The sequence below is a fragment of the Priestia sp. HNGD-A6 genome (assembly GCF_045784335.1).
Taxonomy (GTDB): Bacteria; Bacillota; Bacilli; order Bacillales; family Bacillaceae_H; genus Priestia; species Priestia zanthoxyli.
In genome coordinates this window covers 1,159,002-1,177,369 of the sequence record NZ_CP138621.1, presented here as the reverse complement: position 1 = coordinate 1,177,369, position 18,368 = coordinate 1,159,002, and the positions used below count along the sequence as shown (strand labels likewise).

Below are 18,368 nucleotides of genomic sequence, written 5' to 3'. Positions count from 1 at the left end.
TGAGCTTTCTTTAGTCGAATTTAACATGCTTGTATTCTTTTTTAGATAGGTGGGAAAAGCTTGTTTGATAAATTGAAAAAGCTATTTATGGATAAACAGGGTCAGGAAGCAGATGACAAATACATTTTAGTCCCGGAGAGTGAAATAAATGAGAATTTAAAAAGAGAGATAGTGAAGTTGGAAGAAGTAGGAGAGGCATACAGCGAAAGTCTTCAGCACAAATATAGAAATAAGTTTGAACATGATGGTAAGCAGAACTTAAAAATATGGGTGTGTCGAGATATTGATGGCGACCAACTACCAAATCTAAGTTCGGAGCAGTGTCTAGAAAAAGAATATCGTTCCCAAGTTGCGATAAACTTTGATGGATTTACAGATGAAGAAGATGCATACGTTCATCACCTTCAATTATGGTATTACTTTGGTGGGTATTTCAAAGGGGCAGGTGCTTTGTATGATTTGTCAAAAAATCATTTAGAAACAGATATTGAAGAAAAGTTAGAAGAATTAATGAAACAGCTATAACCTTTTAGCATAGAGATTACGTGTGATATTCATAGTGATCCATTTAAGTGTCCAGGAATACGGTTTAATTATCCATGATGGTGGTTCATCCATCATTGGAATTTCATTTTGCCTATGGTGTGGTAAGAAGCTTTAACTTAAGTATGAAGGGGGATTCTCTTCACTCTCGGAATGGGGGATTATACTTGATCTTACGTTATCTAGTTATGTTATCAGGATTGGGAATAGCTTTATTAAACCTTTTTGGCCCTTTGCATCAAGGGATTACGCGCTGGTTAATGGTTATCTGTGGCTTGTTGATTTTTATTAGCCATTTAAAATTCATTGTAGATAAGAAGTCAAAAAGAATAGATAATCAAAATAAGACCTGCTAATAAGATTTTCTTTTGATTTAGTCCTGTTGATAAACGGTGTTATGTAAACGAAAAACTTACTGAATATGTAGTAGAGAAATAAACGAGAGAATTATATGTTATAATAATCATAAATATCCAAATAAAGGAACTTCTTGTTATTATGAATCGTAAATTTAATTCTCTATTTATCATCTATCCTATCGTTTTCTTTGTAGTGCGTACTGTTTTTTCTTTTGTGAAAAATAGCGCTGCGGAATCTGTTTATGAGACGTTAGCTATACTTGCCATGTATTACTTTGCAGTTAGTGTTTTCTATTCGATTGACTTATATATGCAAAAGAAAAATAGTTAATAGATTAAAAATGCCGAGAGTCAGAGTAAAAACAAACGATATAAAGGAGTCTAACAGTGCGCATTAAGAATTATTTTTTGTTTATCTTTCCACTCATTTTACTATTAGTAGCTAGCTGTGATCCATCTTTTACGCCTAAAGAAAAATACTATTCAAGCACCAAAAGCACAAACCTTGAATTAGAAAATGTTAAATCAGTATCAATAGGCAGTTCTAAATATGACGTAGCAAGTTTTTTGAAGAAGAAACCAAAATTTATAGAGGTTACGGAGAAACCGCCGTATACTACCTACATTTACGGAGAAAGTACAGAAAAGTATGATGTTGAATTTAAAATTGTAGATAATAAAGTCAGTAGGTATGACTTTATTAGCAGCAAGTATGGTACGGAAAAGGGCATACATACTGGTGACAGCAAAAAAGATGTCATTATGGCATATGGAGAAAATTATTACGAAAGAGAAGATACCGGAGCAACAATAATAGGGTATTTTGATAAAACTCATAAACTCAATATTGAGTTTTCTTTAGATGATAAGGATAAAGTTGGCGGCATTTTGGTTCAAAAAATAAATAATTAAGATGAGTAATAATCATTTATTTGCAAAATGAACTATATTGACTAGTAAATTTCAAATAATAGTAATAGAGGAGAATATACTGATGCTTGGGGAAACATTTACATTATTAAGACCTATTTATTACCTGATCGCAGTTTTTTCAGCATGCAATTTGGTGTATATAATTTTCTTGAGAAATAAAGTCAAAGCAAGTAGTTATGTAATCGTCAATTCTTTTTTCTTTTTAATAATTGCAGCAGCCTTATTGTTTCAAGAAGGCATCATTGTAGATGAATTTAATCGTTCAGGTGATTCTGTAACCTTTTATTTAACGATGTTATTGGGCTTTTTGTTTATAGCTAGTTTCATTTTTCAAAGAAAGAAAATGAGAGATAAAAATTGAAGTAAATAAATATAATCATGTTTGCTGTAACTTTCAATATTTGCTTTTTTATGTAAATTGAGTGTCAGGGCGACCAATCTACAACAAATAAAGGGAAAGGATTTTTCTATTGAGCAACTTTATTAAAGTAGTACCGTCAACTTTTATACTTCTCTACATAGTATTCTTCTTTTTAAATATTTCGTATCGTTACGGTGTTTCTTATTTATATAGCTTTTTTCTTTTTTTGTTTTTGTCGTTAATATCTGTAGTTTTATGTTTAGTAATATGGTTTAAGAATAAGGAACGTCTTTTTCTATTTTTGACCGTCGTTTCAATCCTCCAACTTATGTTTACTGTTTTTATTTATCTTTTACCAGAAGCAGGAACCAAACCATTGATCTATGAAAAAGTAATTATAAAAGAAGAGGTTTTAAATAAATAAGCTTACACAAAAAAACTTCAAGAATGTGTATCTAGTATAAGGCTATTAAAGAGATCCCCTTAAATAAAGAGGATCTCTTTGATGTAGGTGTTTGTAATAGTAATTATATTAACTAGAGCTGTATACTTTTTCATTAAAAAGCGTTGTTTCATACTTATTAAAAAAAGAAATGTGTACAGTTAGTTGAGGAAAAGAGATCTGTCACTATAGGTTTCTTTCTTCGTTTCTAAAAAACCATTAATTTATATTTTAACCATAATATGTTATAATTTTTTAAAAATGGTGGTGTGACAATGAGCGAAGATAAAGAAACACCTGAAAGAAGAAGAGAGAGAGTAAAACACGAAGAGGTAAAAAGAAATCCAGCTGGGAATATGAACGATGCATTTAATAGAAATGAAGCTGGAAACTTGTCTGGTTTAGCAGGTAGCTTAGGCTGGAAGGGCCTAGGTATACTTATTACTGTAATGATTATAGGTTTTATCGTTGCGTCACTATTTTTAAAATAATATCAGGTTTATAAATTGAAAATACTGGAGGCGTTATTTTGAAAAACTATGCAGTGTTTATTGGTAGTTTTATAGTGTTGCTATTTGCTTTTCAAATTGTTTCTGGTCTATTTCTTACACTTACATATGTACCTGAGACTTCACAGCACTTGAGTAGCTCAACGGTCAGTATTTTTTCTGTTAATTATCCATTTTTAAGTTCGATTATAGCGGCCACTTTTTCATTTATTATTTCAAACAAAGTATGTAAAGTTAAGAAGAGTGCCTATAAATAAGTAGGTGCTCTTTTTGTGCTGAGAATAGTGATTACTATTTTTAATAAATTACATCTTCCTTTTTATGGTATTGTATATAGATACGTATTAAATACTGTTGAAAGAGGGAGATACTTAATGTTGCAATCACTAATCTTTGATATGGATGGAACGCTGTTTCAAACAGATAAAATTTTAGAATTATCACTTGATGATACCTTTAACCATTTGCGTACACTTAACCAGTGGGATACTAGTACTCCTATTGATAAGTATCGTGAAATCATGGGTGTACCGTTACCCAAAGTATGGGAAGCTTTATTACCTACTCATTCAGATGAAATAAGAAAGTATACGGATGGCTATTTTTTGAAAAGCTTAGTTGAGAATATAAAAAAAGGCAAAGGCGCTTTATACCCCAATGTAAAAGAGGTTTTTAGCTATTTAAAAGAAAATAATTGCTCCATTTACATAGCAAGTAACGGTTTGAAGGAATATTTAGAAGCGATTGTAGACCATTACGATTTGGATAAGTGGGTAACAGAAACATTTAGTATTCAACAAATCCAAACGCTCGATAAAGGAGATTTAGTCAAAACGATTATAAAGAAATACGATGTAAAGCACGCAGCAGTAGTGGGAGACCGTCTATCGGATATCAATGCTGCAAAGGATAATGGTTTAATGGCAGTGGGGTGCAATTTTGATTTTGCTCAAGCAGCTGAGCTTGCGCAGGCTGATGTGGTAATAGATGATTTAATGGAGTTAAAAAGGATTGTATCTAACATAAATAGTAGCTTGTCAGTCTAATAGACTGATCCTCGTACATAACCATTATAGATGGTTAATGTCTCAATTATAGACCTAAATCTACTGAAGTTGAAACATAAGTAATGAGCGGTTCCCCTGTAATTTAAAATGTTTACATAATCTTTTCTTGTCATTAATAAATGGTTTACAATACTGAGCTATGCTTAGGTTAAGATTTCCAAAATAGTTTTATAAGAAGGGAGAGTTTGGATTATGACTTCACATATGATTCGTAAATCTGATAGCGCTCACTTATATGTTAGAGGATACAAAATTAAGTTGACACTCAGCCAGTGGAAGCTTGTAAGCACTCAGAGATAATGGTTAACCCAACTGTAAAAGAGGAAAACCTCCATCTTAATTTAGATGGGGTTTTTTGCATTTCTTTTAGTAACCTTTTAATTGATTAACTATTTAGACTTTATAATAAAAAAGACTAATAAAAGTTAAAAAATGTAATAAAAAAGAGGAATATTATTTAAGTGAAATTAAAATAAAGCACAACTAAATATGCATTTTTTAAATGTTTTACCATTTTTTATTGACCATAAAAATTTAAAAGAATTAAAATAAATATAAAGTAAGTAATTACTTACATTTTTAAAATTAGTTTGTGGGAGGATGAATATTTTTAATGTATAGCTTAAGTTTTCAAAAGGTGGACGGGGCGAATGAACGAGTTGGAGCAAAAGCTTTAAACCTTATAAAAATGAAAAGAAAAAATTTACCGATTCCAGATGGGTTTGTTATTCAAACGGAAGCTTTAAAGCGATATATCGAATGGAACGGGATTGATCGTCAAACGGATAATATACACGAGAGAATTTTACACGGGGAAATTCCTATTGAAATTGAATCAGATCTCATAGAGGCATTTCGAAACCTAAAGTGCTCTTATACATCGGTAGCTGTTCGTTCATCATCTAGTGTTGAAGATTTAGAAGGTGCATCTTTTGCTGGCCAGTATGAAACCTATCTTAATGTGAAAAGCACCGAGGATTTTTTGAGTAAAGTGAAAGCGTGCTGGGCCTCATTTTTTACTGAAAGAGTCGAACAATATACTCAAAATATGTATGCTAATTTTGATGAAATTTCAATGGCAGTTGTTGTTCAAGGGTTAATTCAGTCCGAAGTATCGGGAGTGATATTCAGTCAAAATCCTGTCAATCATAATACAAAAGAAATGATGATTAATGCTAGCTATGGATTAGGAGAAGCCATTGTATCGGGCTTAGTAACACCTGATGTTTACCTAGTTAATAAACAAACTTTTAAAATAGAGAAAGAAAAAGGGCTAAAGGAAGTAAAGATAATTCCACTTGCTGAAGGCGTTGAAGAAATCGAAACAACGGAAGATGAGCAGCAAAGGTTTTGTTTAACAGACGAGAAAATCATTGAATTGGCCGAAATAACAAAAGAAGTAGAAGCTCTTTACCAACATCCCGTAGACATAGAGTTTGGGGTTCAAGACAATCAAGTATATCTATTACAGGCAAGAGCTATTACCACATTAACAGAGGCCAAAGAATTAACTCCTTTCCAAAAAGATATATCTTTAAGTTTCGACGATATGGAAGAGTTTTGGATTTTAAATGACACAAGTTTTTCTCATGCTGTTAGTCCTCTGTACGCTTCATTTATTATTCCGGCATTTTCTGAAGGAACAGCTGCTAGTTTTAAAAAATTAAAGTTTATGTTTAATAGACTTAATTTAAAACTTTATAAAGGTCATATCTATACAAAAATGGAGCCTTTTAAAGGAGATTCTAATAAAAGATTCCAAGAAAATAAAGAATTGATGGAAAGTATTTATCCAATCCTAACAAAACGAATGAATCAAATGATTACGGAACAATTCTTGCCTTACTATAACAAATTAAATAGTTTTACCTATGAAAGTCTAACCCTTCAGAGAGGAAAAGAGATTCTTCAAAGTTTAGCTGATTTTTATAAAACGGCATATGATCTGCATTTTGATATTGTTATGCCTCAAATGTCTTTAAATACTATAGTTGAAGAGTACTATAAAAACCTTACAAATAAAAAATCCGGACATGATGTTTATGAGCTATTGACCGGAAAAATGAACAAATCGTTGGAAACGGATCAACAGCTTTCTAGACTTGCTTTAACAGTGAAAAGAGATAGTGAACTTACTGAAATTTTTCAAGAAGAATGCACAGAAACTTTATTAAAGAAATTAGAGGGAAATAAAGCAGCAAAAAGCTTTATGGCTGAAGTAGATACTTTTCTAAAACAGTATGGATATCGAAACGTTGTAAGTCACGATTTTGTAGGAGAAACTTGGCTAGAGAATCCTCTTCACGCATTATCAATTATTCAAGGGTATGTTAATGACAATTACAACTTTGATGAGAATTTCAAACAGACGGTCAAGAAACGTGAACAGAACTACAATGAATTTCTGGAACAGATAGCGGATAGCAAACACAAAGAAGAGTTTAAAAAATACTATCAGTGGGCATTAGATGCATCCGTTATAAGAGATGACCATCATTTTTATATCGATGCAATGCTGGATGCAAAAGCTCGTTTGTTCCTACTTAACCTAGGTAATTTACTAGTACATCATCATGTTTTTCTAGTGGAAGAAGATATTTTCTTCTTATATCTTGATGAGCTAGAGTCTCTTTTAGAAAATCCAGCAGACATGACAAAATTAATCGAGAAACGTAAAAAAGAACACGCAGAACATGAGCAAACGTCTAATTTACCTAGATACTTCGGCGTCCCTGAAGCAGCTCAGCTGAAAGAAGCTGAGAAATATATGGGAGCTATTGAGGAAGATGACGCGAACAGCGAACATTCTATCAAAGGGTTAGCCTCTTCTTCAGGAATCTATACCGGAAAAGTAACAGTCATTTCAAATACGAAAGACTTTTCTAAGCTGGAAAAAGGTGATGTTTTAGTATGCAAGACCACTACTCCACTTTGGACTACTTTATTTCAGACTGCGGGAGCTGTTATCACCGACGCTGGAGGTATTCTTTCTCACTCGGCAATAATTGCACGTGAATATGAAATTCCTGCAGTAGTTGGTACGAAAATAAGTACGGATAAGCTAAAAGATGGCGATATGGTTATGGTCGATGGTACGAATGGAATTGTCACGCTTTTAAATGACTAAGTGATTCTCTTCGCTTCTATTTGACAACAGCTCTTTTTCCTTTATATACTGCCTAATGGAAAGTAAATACTTACATTCAGGAAGCATAAAGGATGATTAACATGAAAAAAGATGAAACAAAAAAGAAGATAACAAAAGCTACAATAGAACTGCTTAAAGAAAAAGGCTATAAAGGTACTACCACTAGAGAAATTGCAGAACAAGCTGGCGTTAATGAATTGACGGTTTTTCGCCACTTTGGCAATAAAGAAGGCATTATTCAAGCTATTGTCAAAACAACAAGCTTTTCACTTGAGATTTTTGATAAATCAATTGAATGGGAGCTTGAAAAAGATTTGACGAATTTCGGTTATCTGTTACTAAAAGACTTTGATAATAACCGAGACATGATTTCAATTGCTTTAAAAGACCCTTTAATTTTCTCACAAGCGCACGAGGAAATTATAAAAAAAATTAATGATACGAAAAAAATATTAAAAGAATACTTTGAAGAAATGCAAAGGAAAGGATATATCAAAGAATTAGATTGCTGCACACAAGCAGAGATTTTCCTAAGTACGTATTGGGGATATTTTATGTATAAACTAAATTTTGGAGACAAAGCCTTACATGCGGATTATCAAGATATGATAAAAAACAGTATAAACACGTTTATAAAAGGAATTTCTCTCCACTAAAAGGAGGCATTAATGTTTGGGTAAACATAAAGAGCTTATCTTGATTATTTCATTGCTAATTGGGACATTTCTTGTACCAATTAATTCAACCATGATTGCCGTTGCTCTATCAACTATATCAGCTCATTTTAATGAACCACTTGCAAATATTTCGTGGGTAGTAACTATTTATTTGATTGTAATGGCTGTTACTCAGCCTATCGCTGGAAAGCTAGGAGATTTGTACGGAAACAGAAATATCTATTTATGGGGCGTAGTGTTCTTTCTTATAGCATCTTTAGGATGTATATTTTCAACTAATCTCATTTCCCTTATTATTTTTCGATCACTGCAGGCAGTAGGAGGAGCTTTACTCACCCCTAACACGATAGCCATCATTAGATATGTGGTGCCAAAAGAGCGGCTTCCTAAAATTTTAGGTGTATTTGGAATGGGAATGGGATTGGGTGCTGCAATTGGACCATTGCTAGGGTCTGTATTGCTTGAAAACTTCAACTTGGAAGCTATATTCTGGGTGAATGTGCCTTTTCTTTTCTTAGCTTTAATCAGTGGCATAGTTATGATTCCTAAATCTAATGTAAAAAAACAAGCAAGTACTTTAGATATTCAAGGTTCCATCTATTTAGCCATTAGTATTTCCTTATTGATTTTATTAACACACGGTATGGAAATTACTAAGGCTTTAATAATGGGATTAGTATTTGTTTTATCTTCATTCTTATTTATCAAAAGAGAAAATACGGCAGAAAACCCGATTATCAATTTTTCTTTGTTTAAAAATGCCGCCTTTACAAGCGCTAATTTGTCTATTATGCTTAGCAATTTTGTTATGTATGTGATTTTATTAATTATGCCGCTGTTAATGAAGGCTCAATTTCACTTATCTACAGCACAAACGGGTATTGTTTTATCGGTTTTTTCGATTTCAATGTCTTTAAGCGGCTGGATAGGAGGATTGTTAAACAATAAGTTTAGTTCTAAAAAAGTGATTGGATTTTCTTTTGCTATGATCATTGTCTCTACTATTCTTTTTCTATCTTTAGAGAACGTTGGATCTATTCTTTTTCTTATAGTGGCTTTAATTATTGGAGGTTTTTCGACCGGAATAGGCTTAACAAGCATGCAGGTTGCCTCGCTAGACTCGGTAAGCAAAGAGCAATCTGGTACAGCCTCTGGCATTTATTCAACGTTTCGTTATTTCGGAAGTATTATTTCGTCCACGCTTATTGCTCTTGTTACAAGCTACAACTCCATCTTCATTATTTTAGGGTTATCGGGGGTAGTAGGTATACTAGTAGCTAAAAACATTAAATCTGGTAGCCAAGACATGATAAGCAGCAATAATTCCAGTGCAAAAGTATAGTTGTTTTTTGATAAAGCTTTTGGTTATATATGCGATTTACTAATTAATCAATAAAAAAAGTACTGCTTCTAAAATAGGAGCAGTACTTTTTTGTTTAAAAACCTTAACAACACACAAATTTACAAACCGACTTGTTTCAAATAAAAAAATTCTAATAATTCAATCTTGTTATTGACGAACTCGCATTTCAGATGTACACTTAAGTCACAAAGCTACTTAGTATACAAGTTACCTAAGTGTACTAAATTATATGTTAATGGATATATCGTTTAGAAAACAGCAAGTCATAAATTAATGAGGTGACTAAAATGAAAGAAATTAGTATTGAAGAATTAAAAGGAAAAGCCATTCAATTAAGAAAAACAGCTCTTACAATGATTTATGGAGCACAATCTGGCCATCCAGGAGGTTCACTTTCTGCAGCTGATATTATGGCAGCGCTTTATTTCAAAGAAATGAATGTTGATCCGCACAATCCTAACTGGGAAGATCGTGATAGATTTGTTCTTTCTAAAGGTCACGTTTGTCCCATTCAATATTCCGCTTTAGCTTTACGAGGATTCGTTCCCTATGAAACGATATACACGCTAAGAGAATACGGTTCTCCGTTTCAAGGGCATCCAGATATGAAAAAGTGTAAAGGTATTGATATTTCAACAGGCTCACTAGGACAAGGACTTTCGTGTGGCGTAGGCATGGCAATTGCAGGGAAACGAGATTTTAAAGACTACCGAGTTTTTTCTTTAGTAGGAGACGGAGAATGTCAAGAAGGACAAATTTGGGAAGCTGCTCAAACAGCAGTTAAGTATCAATTAGATAATTTAATTGTATTTGTAGATAATAACAGACTTCAAATTGATGGATTTTGTGATGAAATTATGCCATTACAAGATTTAGAGAAAAAATTTGATGCGTTTGGTTTTGAAACAAAGCGAATTAATGGACACTCCATGGAAGAGATTGTAGAAACATTGGATGAAGTAAGAGTAGCGAAGAATGGAAGACCAAAATGTATCATCTGTGACACGGTAAAAGGTAAAGGAGTTTCGTTCATGGAGGATGTAGCTGATTGGCACGGAGTTGCTCCTAATGAAGAACAATATCATCAAGCAATGGAAGAAGTAGCAGGAGGTTTAAGATAATGAGCATACTAGAAAAAGATCTTACAGTAAAAAAAGCTACGAGAGAAGCCTTTGGAGATGAAATCGTAAAATTAGGGAAAGAAAATAAAAATATTTATGTCATTGATGTCGATATTGCAAAGTCGTGTAAAACAGTAAACTTTATCAAACAATTACCCGACCAGCATATTAATGTCGGTATTGCAGAGCAAAATGCAGCTGGGTTAGCAGCTGGACTTGCTACGACTGGTAAAATTCCTTTTGTAAGCACTTACGCGGTTTTTGGTTCGTTAAGAATGCTTGAACAAATTAGACAAGAAGTCTGCTACCCTAACTTAAATGTAAAGATTGCTTGTTCACACGGTGGTCTAACGCCAGCTAACGATGGCGGAAGTCATCAGGCTATAGAAGATATGGGTGTATTAAGATCGGTTCCAAATATGACTGTCATTATGGGAGCTGACTATTATTCTACTAGAAAGCTAGTAGAACAAGCTGCGAAAATATACGGACCTGTATATCTTCGTTTTACTCGCGATACGGTTCCCATGATTTACGATGAAAATGAAGAGTTTACAATTGGAAAAGCCAAGAAAATTAAAGAGGGAAGCGATATCGCTATTATTGCCAACGGCGATACAGTACGACTCGCTTTAGAGGCAACGAAAGAATTAGAGAAACAAGGCATATCTGTGAAATTACTAGACATGCATACGATTAAGCCTTTAGATCGAGAAGCAGTGGTTGACTGCTTAAATATTGGAAAAATCATTACGGTTGAAGATCACAATATTTTAAATGGCCTTGGCAGTGCCGTATGTGAAGTAGTTGCGGAAGAAGGAAAAGGTACAGTTCGAAGAATTGGTGTACAGGATCAATTTGGGCAATCTGCGCCTTATGAAAAACTATTAGAGTTAAATGGAATTACTGTAGAAAATATTATCAAAACAGCTAAAGAACTGATTTAAGACTAACTAAATTAAATAGAAGAAGCTAACAAGATGGGGGAAATATAATATGTTTGATTTAAAAGAGAGAGTAGCAATTATTACTGGTAGCGGTTCCAAAAAAGGAATTGGACGTACAATCGCCCTGACACTTGCAGAGCAAGGAGCGGCTGTTGTTATAGCAGATATCAATTTTGATGGTGTACAGGATACAGTCAACGAAATAAAAGAAGCCGGTGGCAAAGCCCTGGGAATAGAGCTAAATGTAACAAGTAAGGATTCTTGCGATGCGATGGTTAAACAAACACTTGAAGAATTCGGCAGAATTGATATTTTAATTAATAATGCAGGGATTTCTCAAAAGGTTACCGTTCAAGATATGACGCTTGAAGACATTACAAAAGTGTTTAACGTCAATATGTTTGGGTTGTTTCTATGTACGCAAGCAGTATTAGAAACAATGAAAGATCAAAAGTATGGTCGAATTATAAGCCTGTCTTCTGTTTCGGCTAAAAGAGGTGGAGGAGTGTTTGGGGGACCTCACTATTCGGCATCTAAGGCAGCAGTACTAGGTTTTTCAAAGAACTTAGCGCGCGAGGTAGCTTTAGATGGCATTACGGTTAACTGTGTAGCTCCTGGACTCGTTAATACAGAGATTTGGAAGTCTCTTCCTGAAGAAGATGCAAAGTCTGTGATTGATAGTATTCCTATGGGTAGACCAGGTGAAGTGAAAGAAATCGCGGCTACAATTGCCTTTTTAGCTTCAGAAGAAGCTTCGTATATTACAGGAGAAGAAATTGATATAAACGGTGGCTCACATATGGATTAATATTCAAGTTCGTTATACAGGCATGCCATTATGGTATGCCTGTATAGCTGTTTATTGATAAAATCATTAGCAAAATGAAAAACTCACTACATAAATAAGGATTTTTTTGTTAGAAGATGCTAGGCTTGTTGCCCCTAAAAATAGAACAGTATATAATAATTATGTCTACTTAATTATGAATAAAATGAGTTAATAATTATAGAGAGAAGTGATTTCCATTAGTTTTAATCCAGTTTCCAATAATAAATTATATATTCAAATTTATAATCAAATTCTTTCTGAAATTCAATCTGGCGCGTTCCAAGTCGGAGATAAACTCCCTGCTGAAAGGGAGCTGTGTGAACAATTCGGTGTAAGTCGAGTGCCTGTTAGACAAGCCCTTAGCGCACTAGAATTGAACGGTTTTATTTATTCTCGTCAAGGAGAAGGTGTATACGTTAAAGAATTTCAAACAGAAGCTGAAAATTCTCAATCCACATTTTTGATGGAATCTGCCTCCCCTGAAGACATTGTTGAAGCAAGAATGAACATAGAACCTCTTATTGTACGCTTTGCAGCTTTGAGAGCTACAGAAGAAGACATTAAGGAACTGCGTGCAACAATTAATAAGATGGAGGAAGAAACGAACGCAGGCGTGTATGTACCAGAAACGGATGAAGCCCTACATAACGGCATAGCCAAGGCCTCGCATAATGATTTATTTATTAGCATTATGGCAGCTATCAGCAACGCAATGAAGCAGCAGGAAATGTGGAAGTTTATAAGAGATCGAACAGTAACGAAACCTGACTATAGAGAAGTTAATTTTAATGAGCATAAATTACTTATTAATGCAATTGAACAGCATAATGAAGAAGAAGCTGTGAGAATTATGAATTTTCACATGCGAAATTTATATGATCGTTATTGGAAAGCCTAATTCCAACTGACTTTCTATCAAAAGCATATTAAATATGAAGTTAAAAGGCAGCTAAAGTGCAGCTGCCTTTTTTGTGTTAAAAAAACCGCATAAAGCAAGCACTTTTCTATAATGTCAAAATACGCATTCTTCTTCTCATTTAATAAAATTCAGAAAATGTTTAATTTAATAATTATATTGACAATTGTTAGGTATGTAAGTACACTGTTTATATAAGGTAACTTAGTATACAAGTAGCTAAATTAATAAAACGGAGGTAATGTGAATCTTAAAATTCATTATTTTTAAGCTTGATATTTTTTGAAGAGATTAGCAGAGGGGCTCAAAAATGTAAGCGTTTTTTATCGTTACTGTGCATTACAAATATTTTGGATTATTAGTATAGAAAGTAGATTTATAATGCTTTTATATCGCTAGTAAGGTTTTGTTGTACGATATTTTCTAATAGTTCTTACTTTTTTAAATGATAAATAATACAGGGGATACTTCGCTTTTTCATTTTTTACATCTCCATATGAAAGGGATTACAGAAGTAGGAGCTAGATTTACTTAGACTTAGAAATAGATTAATCATCTTTTATATCAACCACTAATTCTTTCTGTCAATTAGCCTAGGGTAAATACTCGGGTCAAAGACCAAAGAACACGAAGAGGAGAAAGATGATAACCCAGGGGAGGAATTATTTTGGATTCAATTAACTTAGAACGTTCAACTACCAAAAAAGTAACGTTGAGGCTCATTCCATTTCTATTTTTATGTTTTACCATATCTATACTTGACCGAGTAAATATTGGGTTTGCTGCATTACAAATGAATGAAGATTTAGGTTTTTCTAATGCTGTTTTTGGATTAGGAGCAGGAATTTTCTTTCTTGGCTATTTCCTTTTAGAGGTACCTGGCAGTGCTATGATGACGAAGGTCGGGGCTAGAAGATGGATTAGTAGAATCATGATTACATGGGCAGTTATTGCTATTTTAATGGCTTTTATCCAAACACCATGGCAGTTTTATACAGCAAGATTTCTTTTAGGAGTTGCTGAAGCTAGCTTTTATCCTTGCATGGTCTTTTATCTAAGTGGTTTTTATCAAACAAAACATCATGCAAAAGCAATTGCCGGATTTATGATTGCGATCCCTGGTGCTAATGCAATAGGATCTCCTCTCTCTACTTACTTATTAGGCATTGACTGGTTAAACATGGCTGGATGGCAATGGCTTTTCGTTTTGGAAGCGATTCCAGCTTTGATTTTAGGTGTGATATGTTTCTTCTATCTTGACGATAAGCTTGAGGATGTCAAATGGCTGACGAACGAGGAGAAGAAATGGTTAATCGACGTTACAACAAAAGAGAAGTTAGAAAAACAGGAAGCCAAACACTATACATTTGCTCAGGCCTTAAAAGATCGTGACGTATTAACCTTATCCCTAGGATACTTTTTCTGGATGGTTGGCTACTATGGCATCGTCATGTTTTTACCGACAATTTCAGAAGGTTTATCTAAAACGACTTCTCTTAGTACACATGCGATGGGCTGGATTTTAGGGTTAATGTATGTTTGTGCAATGGTAACCATGATGTTGGTTAGTAACCACTCTGACAAAAAAAATGAACGACGTTTTCACGTAGTTGCTTGCTTAGTAACAAGTGGCGTGGCATTAATTATCAGTAGCTACGTTGCAAATACGAACATTGTTTTATCGTTTGTATTCTTGACGATCAGTCTTTGCGGAGCGTTCGGAGCATATTCTCCGTTTTGGGCAATTCCACCATCTTTCTTAACAGAAGCTGCTGCTGCAGGTGCTATTGCTCTTATCAATAGTATTGGTAATCTAGGCGGTTTCTTCGGACCGTATATTGTGGGATACATTAAAGATCTAACAGGATCTTTTAATGCTAGTATGACATTTTTAGGTATTAGCATGTTTGTAGCGTCCTTTATCGTAGCCTTTTTACTAAAACAGTCAGGAAGAGCTATTAAAAAAAACACAGTCGATCGATTAGAAAAAACTAGTTGATTCTTGTTTGAAAGAAATGTGTAGTACTAGAAATGGCCGGCAATTAGTTTCTAAGACTGTAGGTCAACTTTCTTACATGGATAAGAATAACAGGGGTGTATGACAATGATGAAGCTAGGAGTTTTAACAAGTGGCGGAGACGCTCCAGGAATGAATGCTGCTATTCGAGCAGTAGTAAAAACAGCTGTTTATCACAACATGGAGGTAATGGGAATCGAGGGTGGTTACCAAGGTTTAATAGAAGGTAAACTTTATAGATTAACCTCTACGGATGTAGACTATATTGCGGATAAAGGAGGGACATTTTTAAAAACCTCCCGGTGCCCAGAATTTATGAAAGAGTCGGGGAGAATAAAAGCTTTAAGTATATTAAAAGATTATGGAATTAATCATTTAGTAGTAATCGGCGGTGAAGGCTCTTTTAAAGGAACACAAAAATTACATCAGTTAGGTGTAAATGTCATTGGTATACCGGCAACGATTGATAATGATTTATCTTACACAGATTATTCACTTGGATTTGATACTACATTAAATACGATATTAGAATGTCTCGGTAAAATTAAGGATACAGATTTATCTCATGAGAAGACTACGATTGTAGAAGTTATGGGAAGATATTGCGGAGATTTAGCCCTGTACTCTGCTTTAGCGGGAGCTGGAGAAATTATCTCGACACCGGAAAGAAAATTAAGTTTTGAAGAGATATGTTCCAAGCTGAACAAGAAAATTAAAAGTGGCAAAAAAGATAACCTAATTCTAATTACTGAAAACATATACGATATTCAAGACCTGAAAAAATATGTTGAGGATCAATTAGATATCAGCGTAAGGACGAGTATATTAGGTTTCATCCAAAGAGGAGGGCAGCCATCCGCATTTGATCGTATCTTAGCAAGTAAAATGGGGATTACAGCAGTAGAACTATTACTTAAAGGGTATTCTGGTAGGGCTGTAGGAATTAAAGAAAATGACTTAATCAATGTAGATATTGAAAAAGTTCATTCGAAGTTATCTATTAATGATGATAAATACAGCTTACTGGATACCATTCTAGCTTAAGCACATCTTTTCTATCATACAATGGTTTATCAAACTAAAGATAAAACGAATTTGTCTTTAAAGAAATGTATTTGAATACAAACGAATTTTGCTAATAAAAAGGAGGAAATAGCTATGAATAAGCAGGTTAATGTAGAACAGGGAACTATCGTTTGTCAAGTATGTGGGAAAGTTATTGAGAATGTAGACAACTCTGAAGGGGTTAAAACATGGTACGGGAAGTGTTCTGAGGATTGTTCTAGGAAATAACGTATCAGGAAAAGAGACTCAAAAATCATTAGAATTTTAATTAAGACTATAGATGAATGAGGAGAGTAATCTTATGAAAGTTATAATTGCTTCAGATCATGGCGGAATAAACACTTGTAAAGAGATTATCAATCTGCTAGATGAAATGTCCATAATATATGAAGATTTAGGCTGCGAATGCAGCAGTTCAGTCGATTATCCGGACTATGCGATTCCAGTTGCCAAAAGAATAGCGAATGGAGAAGCCGATTTTGGAATTTTAATCTGCGGTACAGGGATTGGGATGAGTATTGCCGCTAACAAAGTAAAAGGAATTCGTTGCGCACTCGTTCATGACGTTTTTTCAGCTAAGATGACACGTGAACACAACGATACGAACATTTTAGCCATGGGGGAACGAGTAATTGGGCCAGGTTTAGCCCGCGAAATCGCGAAGACGTGGTTATCAACTCAATTTGTTGGGGGGCGTCATGAAAATCGCATCTGTAAAATTACAGAATACGAAAATGTATCAGAACCTTCTCTTGAAAGAAAATAAAGACAGAAAAGGCAAGAATCAATCTGATTCTTGCCTTTTCCTATTACTTCACTTACTGATATGATGGTTACAGCTCTTATCAGAATAGCAAAACTAACTATTCCAATTCCCATACCAGTTAACCTTCCGTAAAAGCAGCTTATTATGACAACACTGAGACTAGTTCTTTTGCAATTAAAATGAATGTAATAAAATATGCCTGATTTATTCTTGAGAGCTAAAGAAGTTTGTTTGCTGATGAAGAAATTTGCACGGTTAGTATCTATATATAGGAGGAAGCAAGCATGCAGGGTAAAACGATGATAACAAAAGTTATGGCTTACATAACTAGATTCAATGATCCCTATACAGAGTTACTAGTTTGCGAACATAGAGATTATCCAGAAGCAGGAGTTCAAGTTCCAGCAGGTACTGTAGAAGAGGGAGAAACAATTGAAGAAGCTTTATATAGGGAGGTCAAAGAAGAATCTGGATTAGTGGAGTTTTTATCGGTGAACAAAATAAAAACATACGTCTATCATCATGAAAGTAAAAGTCAGTATCATGAACGACATGTTTTTCATTTAGAAGTTCAAGAAGAAACGGCAGAACGGTGGGAATATAAGGTGAATTCTGAAGGGGAAGATGCAGGATTAATCTTTTTCTATTATTGGGTTCCTGTTGGAGCTGTTCCTAAACTAGCTGCAAATCAAGATGACTGCATTAATCAGTTATTCGTATAGTTTTGAATTTACTCATAAAAGAAACATGCATTTAAACAAAAAATAAAACCGATTTTCATATTATATTAAACCGTCCATAAGGAGAATAGGAAACATGCTTAACCAATTAAAGTTGTGGGCTAAAAAGTTAAAAAAGCAGCTATTTATCTTATACTTAGCTTATAAAGATAACCGAGTATCTTGGTATACCAAAGTATTTACTGCTTGTGTGGTTGCATATGCCTTCAGTCCAATCGATTTCATTCCTGATTTTATACCGGTTTTAGGCTATATTGACGATATAATCATTGTTCCTTTAGGAATTATGCTTGCTTTAAAGATGATACCTAAAAATGTAATAGAGGACTGCACAATAAAAGCAGAAGAGCTCATTCAAAATGAAAAACCTAAAAATTGGGTTGTGGGTTCAATTATTATCATAGTATGGCTACTTATTTTTACGTGGAGCTGTTTTACTGTTTTTAAGTTTTTAAACTGAATGTACTCTTACAAAGAAAAAAATATATTAGGTTTACTATCGATCGTTATGATAAAAAATGGTAAATGATATATACAATTGAAAGGAGTACATTAGAACACATGC

Annotated in this window: 19 protein-coding genes; all 19 read left to right on the top strand. The window is 33.9% G+C overall.

Translation table 11 applies throughout. From position 1 onward, the window contains the following. Window positions 1-60 precede the first annotated feature (60 nt). The 19 genes from SCI76_RS06060 to SCI76_RS05970 all read left to right on the top strand — a co-directional run bounded on the left by SCI76_RS06060 (window position 61) and on the right by SCI76_RS05970 (window position 18,263). A complete protein-coding gene (locus SCI76_RS06060) occupies window positions 61-525 on the top strand; it encodes a hypothetical protein (RefSeq protein WP_407545089.1) in 465 nt (154 codons plus the stop codon). 22 nt (window positions 526-547) lie between these two features. Then, window positions 548-661, top strand: a complete 114-nt coding sequence (locus SCI76_RS06055) for a DUF6980 family protein (RefSeq protein WP_372452805.1) — start codon at window positions 548-550, stop codon at window positions 659-661. Between the two features lie 628 nt (window positions 662-1,289). Beyond that, window positions 1,290-1,814 (top strand): hypothetical protein, encoded by a 525-nt coding sequence (locus SCI76_RS06050; RefSeq protein ID WP_048018598.1) that lies wholly within the window; start codon window positions 1,290-1,292, stop codon window positions 1,812-1,814. An 82-nt stretch (window positions 1,815-1,896) separates the two neighbouring features. Further along, a complete protein-coding gene (locus tag SCI76_RS06045; RefSeq protein ID WP_048018599.1) occupies window positions 1,897-2,196 on the top strand; it encodes a hypothetical protein in 300 nt (99 codons plus the stop codon). Between the two features lie 717 nt (window positions 2,197-2,913). Continuing rightward, window positions 2,914-3,129, top strand: a complete 216-nt coding sequence (locus SCI76_RS06040) for a DUF6366 family protein (protein WP_048018600.1) — start codon at window positions 2,914-2,916, stop codon at window positions 3,127-3,129. 392 nt (window positions 3,130-3,521) lie between these two features. After that, the gene (locus SCI76_RS06035; protein WP_406901444.1) at window positions 3,522-4,193 is read left to right on the top strand and encodes an HAD hydrolase-like protein; all 672 of its coding nucleotides are present in this window, start codon (window positions 3,522-3,524) and stop codon (window positions 4,191-4,193) included. Window positions 4,194-4,827: 634 nt separating this feature from the next. Continuing rightward, window positions 4,828-7,341, top strand: coding sequence for a PEP/pyruvate-binding domain-containing protein (locus SCI76_RS06030; RefSeq protein ID WP_407545088.1), 2,514 nt, complete (start codon window positions 4,828-4,830; stop codon window positions 7,339-7,341). Between the two features lie 101 nt (window positions 7,342-7,442). Further along, a complete protein-coding gene (locus SCI76_RS06025) occupies window positions 7,443-8,018 on the top strand; it encodes a TetR/AcrR family transcriptional regulator (protein ID WP_226313282.1) in 576 nt (191 codons plus the stop codon). Between the two features lie 16 nt (window positions 8,019-8,034). Further along, complete coding sequence (locus SCI76_RS06020) at window positions 8,035-9,381, top strand: MFS transporter (RefSeq protein ID WP_275211346.1); 1,347 nt, start codon at window positions 8,035-8,037, stop codon at window positions 9,379-9,381. Between the two features lie 290 nt (window positions 9,382-9,671). After that, window positions 9,672-10,523 carry a transketolase gene (locus SCI76_RS06015; RefSeq protein WP_051137098.1) on the top strand — a complete coding sequence of 284 codons (852 nt, stop codon included), beginning with the start codon at window positions 9,672-9,674 and terminating at the stop codon, window positions 10,521-10,523. Beyond that, a complete protein-coding gene (locus tag SCI76_RS06010) occupies window positions 10,523-11,470 on the top strand; it encodes a transketolase family protein (RefSeq protein WP_048018606.1) in 948 nt (315 codons plus the stop codon). Before SCI76_RS06015 ends, SCI76_RS06010 begins: the two co-directional genes overlap by 1 nt. Before the next feature lie 49 nt (window positions 11,471-11,519). Continuing rightward, window positions 11,520-12,278, top strand: a complete 759-nt coding sequence (locus SCI76_RS06005; RefSeq protein ID WP_034265135.1) for an SDR family NAD(P)-dependent oxidoreductase — start codon at window positions 11,520-11,522, stop codon at window positions 12,276-12,278. Window positions 12,279-12,486: 208 nt separating this feature from the next. Then, a complete protein-coding gene (locus SCI76_RS06000) occupies window positions 12,487-13,197 on the top strand; it encodes a FadR/GntR family transcriptional regulator (protein ID WP_034265132.1) in 711 nt (236 codons plus the stop codon). Window positions 13,198-13,882: 685 nt separating this feature from the next. Next, window positions 13,883-15,214: an MFS transporter gene (locus tag SCI76_RS05995; protein WP_063246957.1), complete on the top strand. Its 1,332-nt coding sequence runs from the start codon at window positions 13,883-13,885 to the stop codon at window positions 15,212-15,214. Window positions 15,215-15,319: 105 nt separating this feature from the next. Next, entirely contained in the window at window positions 15,320-16,276 is a 957-nt protein-coding gene (gene pfkA, locus SCI76_RS05990; protein ID WP_275211345.1) for a 6-phosphofructokinase, read from the top strand. Between the two features lie 114 nt (window positions 16,277-16,390). Continuing rightward, on the top strand, window positions 16,391-16,525 hold the full coding sequence (locus SCI76_RS05985; protein WP_155726303.1) for a GapA-binding peptide SR1P: 135 nt from the start codon (window positions 16,391-16,393) through the stop codon (window positions 16,523-16,525). A gap of 73 nt (window positions 16,526-16,598) precedes the next feature. Further along, entirely contained in the window at window positions 16,599-17,063 is a 465-nt protein-coding gene (rpiB, locus tag SCI76_RS05980) for a ribose 5-phosphate isomerase B (protein WP_275211344.1), read from the top strand. A gap of 284 nt (window positions 17,064-17,347) precedes the next feature. Next, the gene (locus SCI76_RS05975; RefSeq protein WP_063246960.1) at window positions 17,348-17,785 is read left to right on the top strand and encodes an NUDIX domain-containing protein; all 438 of its coding nucleotides are present in this window, start codon (window positions 17,348-17,350) and stop codon (window positions 17,783-17,785) included. Between the two features lie 94 nt (window positions 17,786-17,879). Next, complete coding sequence (locus SCI76_RS05970) at window positions 17,880-18,263, top strand: YkvA family protein (RefSeq protein ID WP_063246961.1); 384 nt, start codon at window positions 17,880-17,882, stop codon at window positions 18,261-18,263. The last annotated feature ends 105 nt before the right edge of the window (window positions 18,264-18,368 follow it).

Bases quoted from the DNA above. Each gene is read 5' to 3' on its own strand.
- SCI76_RS06010 (WP_048018606.1), top strand. From the start codon at position 10,523: ATGAGCATACTAGAAAAAGATCTTACAGTAAAAAAAGCTACGAGAGAA.
- SCI76_RS06005 (WP_034265135.1), top strand. From the start codon at position 11,520: ATGTTTGATTTAAAAGAGAGAGTAGCAATTATTACTGGTAGCGGTTCC.
- SCI76_RS06045 (WP_048018599.1), top strand. From the start codon at position 1,897: ATGCTTGGGGAAACATTTACATTATTAAGACCTATTTATTACCTGATC.
- SCI76_RS06025 (WP_226313282.1), top strand. From the start codon at position 7,443: ATGAAAAAAGATGAAACAAAAAAGAAGATAACAAAAGCTACAATAGAA.
- SCI76_RS06040 (WP_048018600.1), top strand. From the start codon at position 2,914: ATGAGCGAAGATAAAGAAACACCTGAAAGAAGAAGAGAGAGAGTAAAA.
- pfkA (WP_275211345.1), top strand. From the start codon at position 15,320: ATGATGAAGCTAGGAGTTTTAACAAGTGGCGGAGACGCTCCAGGAATG.
- rpiB (WP_275211344.1), top strand. From the start codon at position 16,599: ATGAAAGTTATAATTGCTTCAGATCATGGCGGAATAAACACTTGTAAA.
- SCI76_RS06030 (WP_407545088.1), top strand. From the start codon at position 4,828: ATGTATAGCTTAAGTTTTCAAAAGGTGGACGGGGCGAATGAACGAGTT.
- SCI76_RS05970 (WP_063246961.1), top strand. From the start codon at position 17,880: ATGCTTAACCAATTAAAGTTGTGGGCTAAAAAGTTAAAAAAGCAGCTA.
- SCI76_RS05985 (WP_155726303.1), top strand. From the start codon at position 16,391: ATGAATAAGCAGGTTAATGTAGAACAGGGAACTATCGTTTGTCAAGTA.
- SCI76_RS06035 (WP_406901444.1), top strand. From the start codon at position 3,522: ATGTTGCAATCACTAATCTTTGATATGGATGGAACGCTGTTTCAAACA.
- SCI76_RS05975 (WP_063246960.1), top strand. From the start codon at position 17,348: ATGCAGGGTAAAACGATGATAACAAAAGTTATGGCTTACATAACTAGA.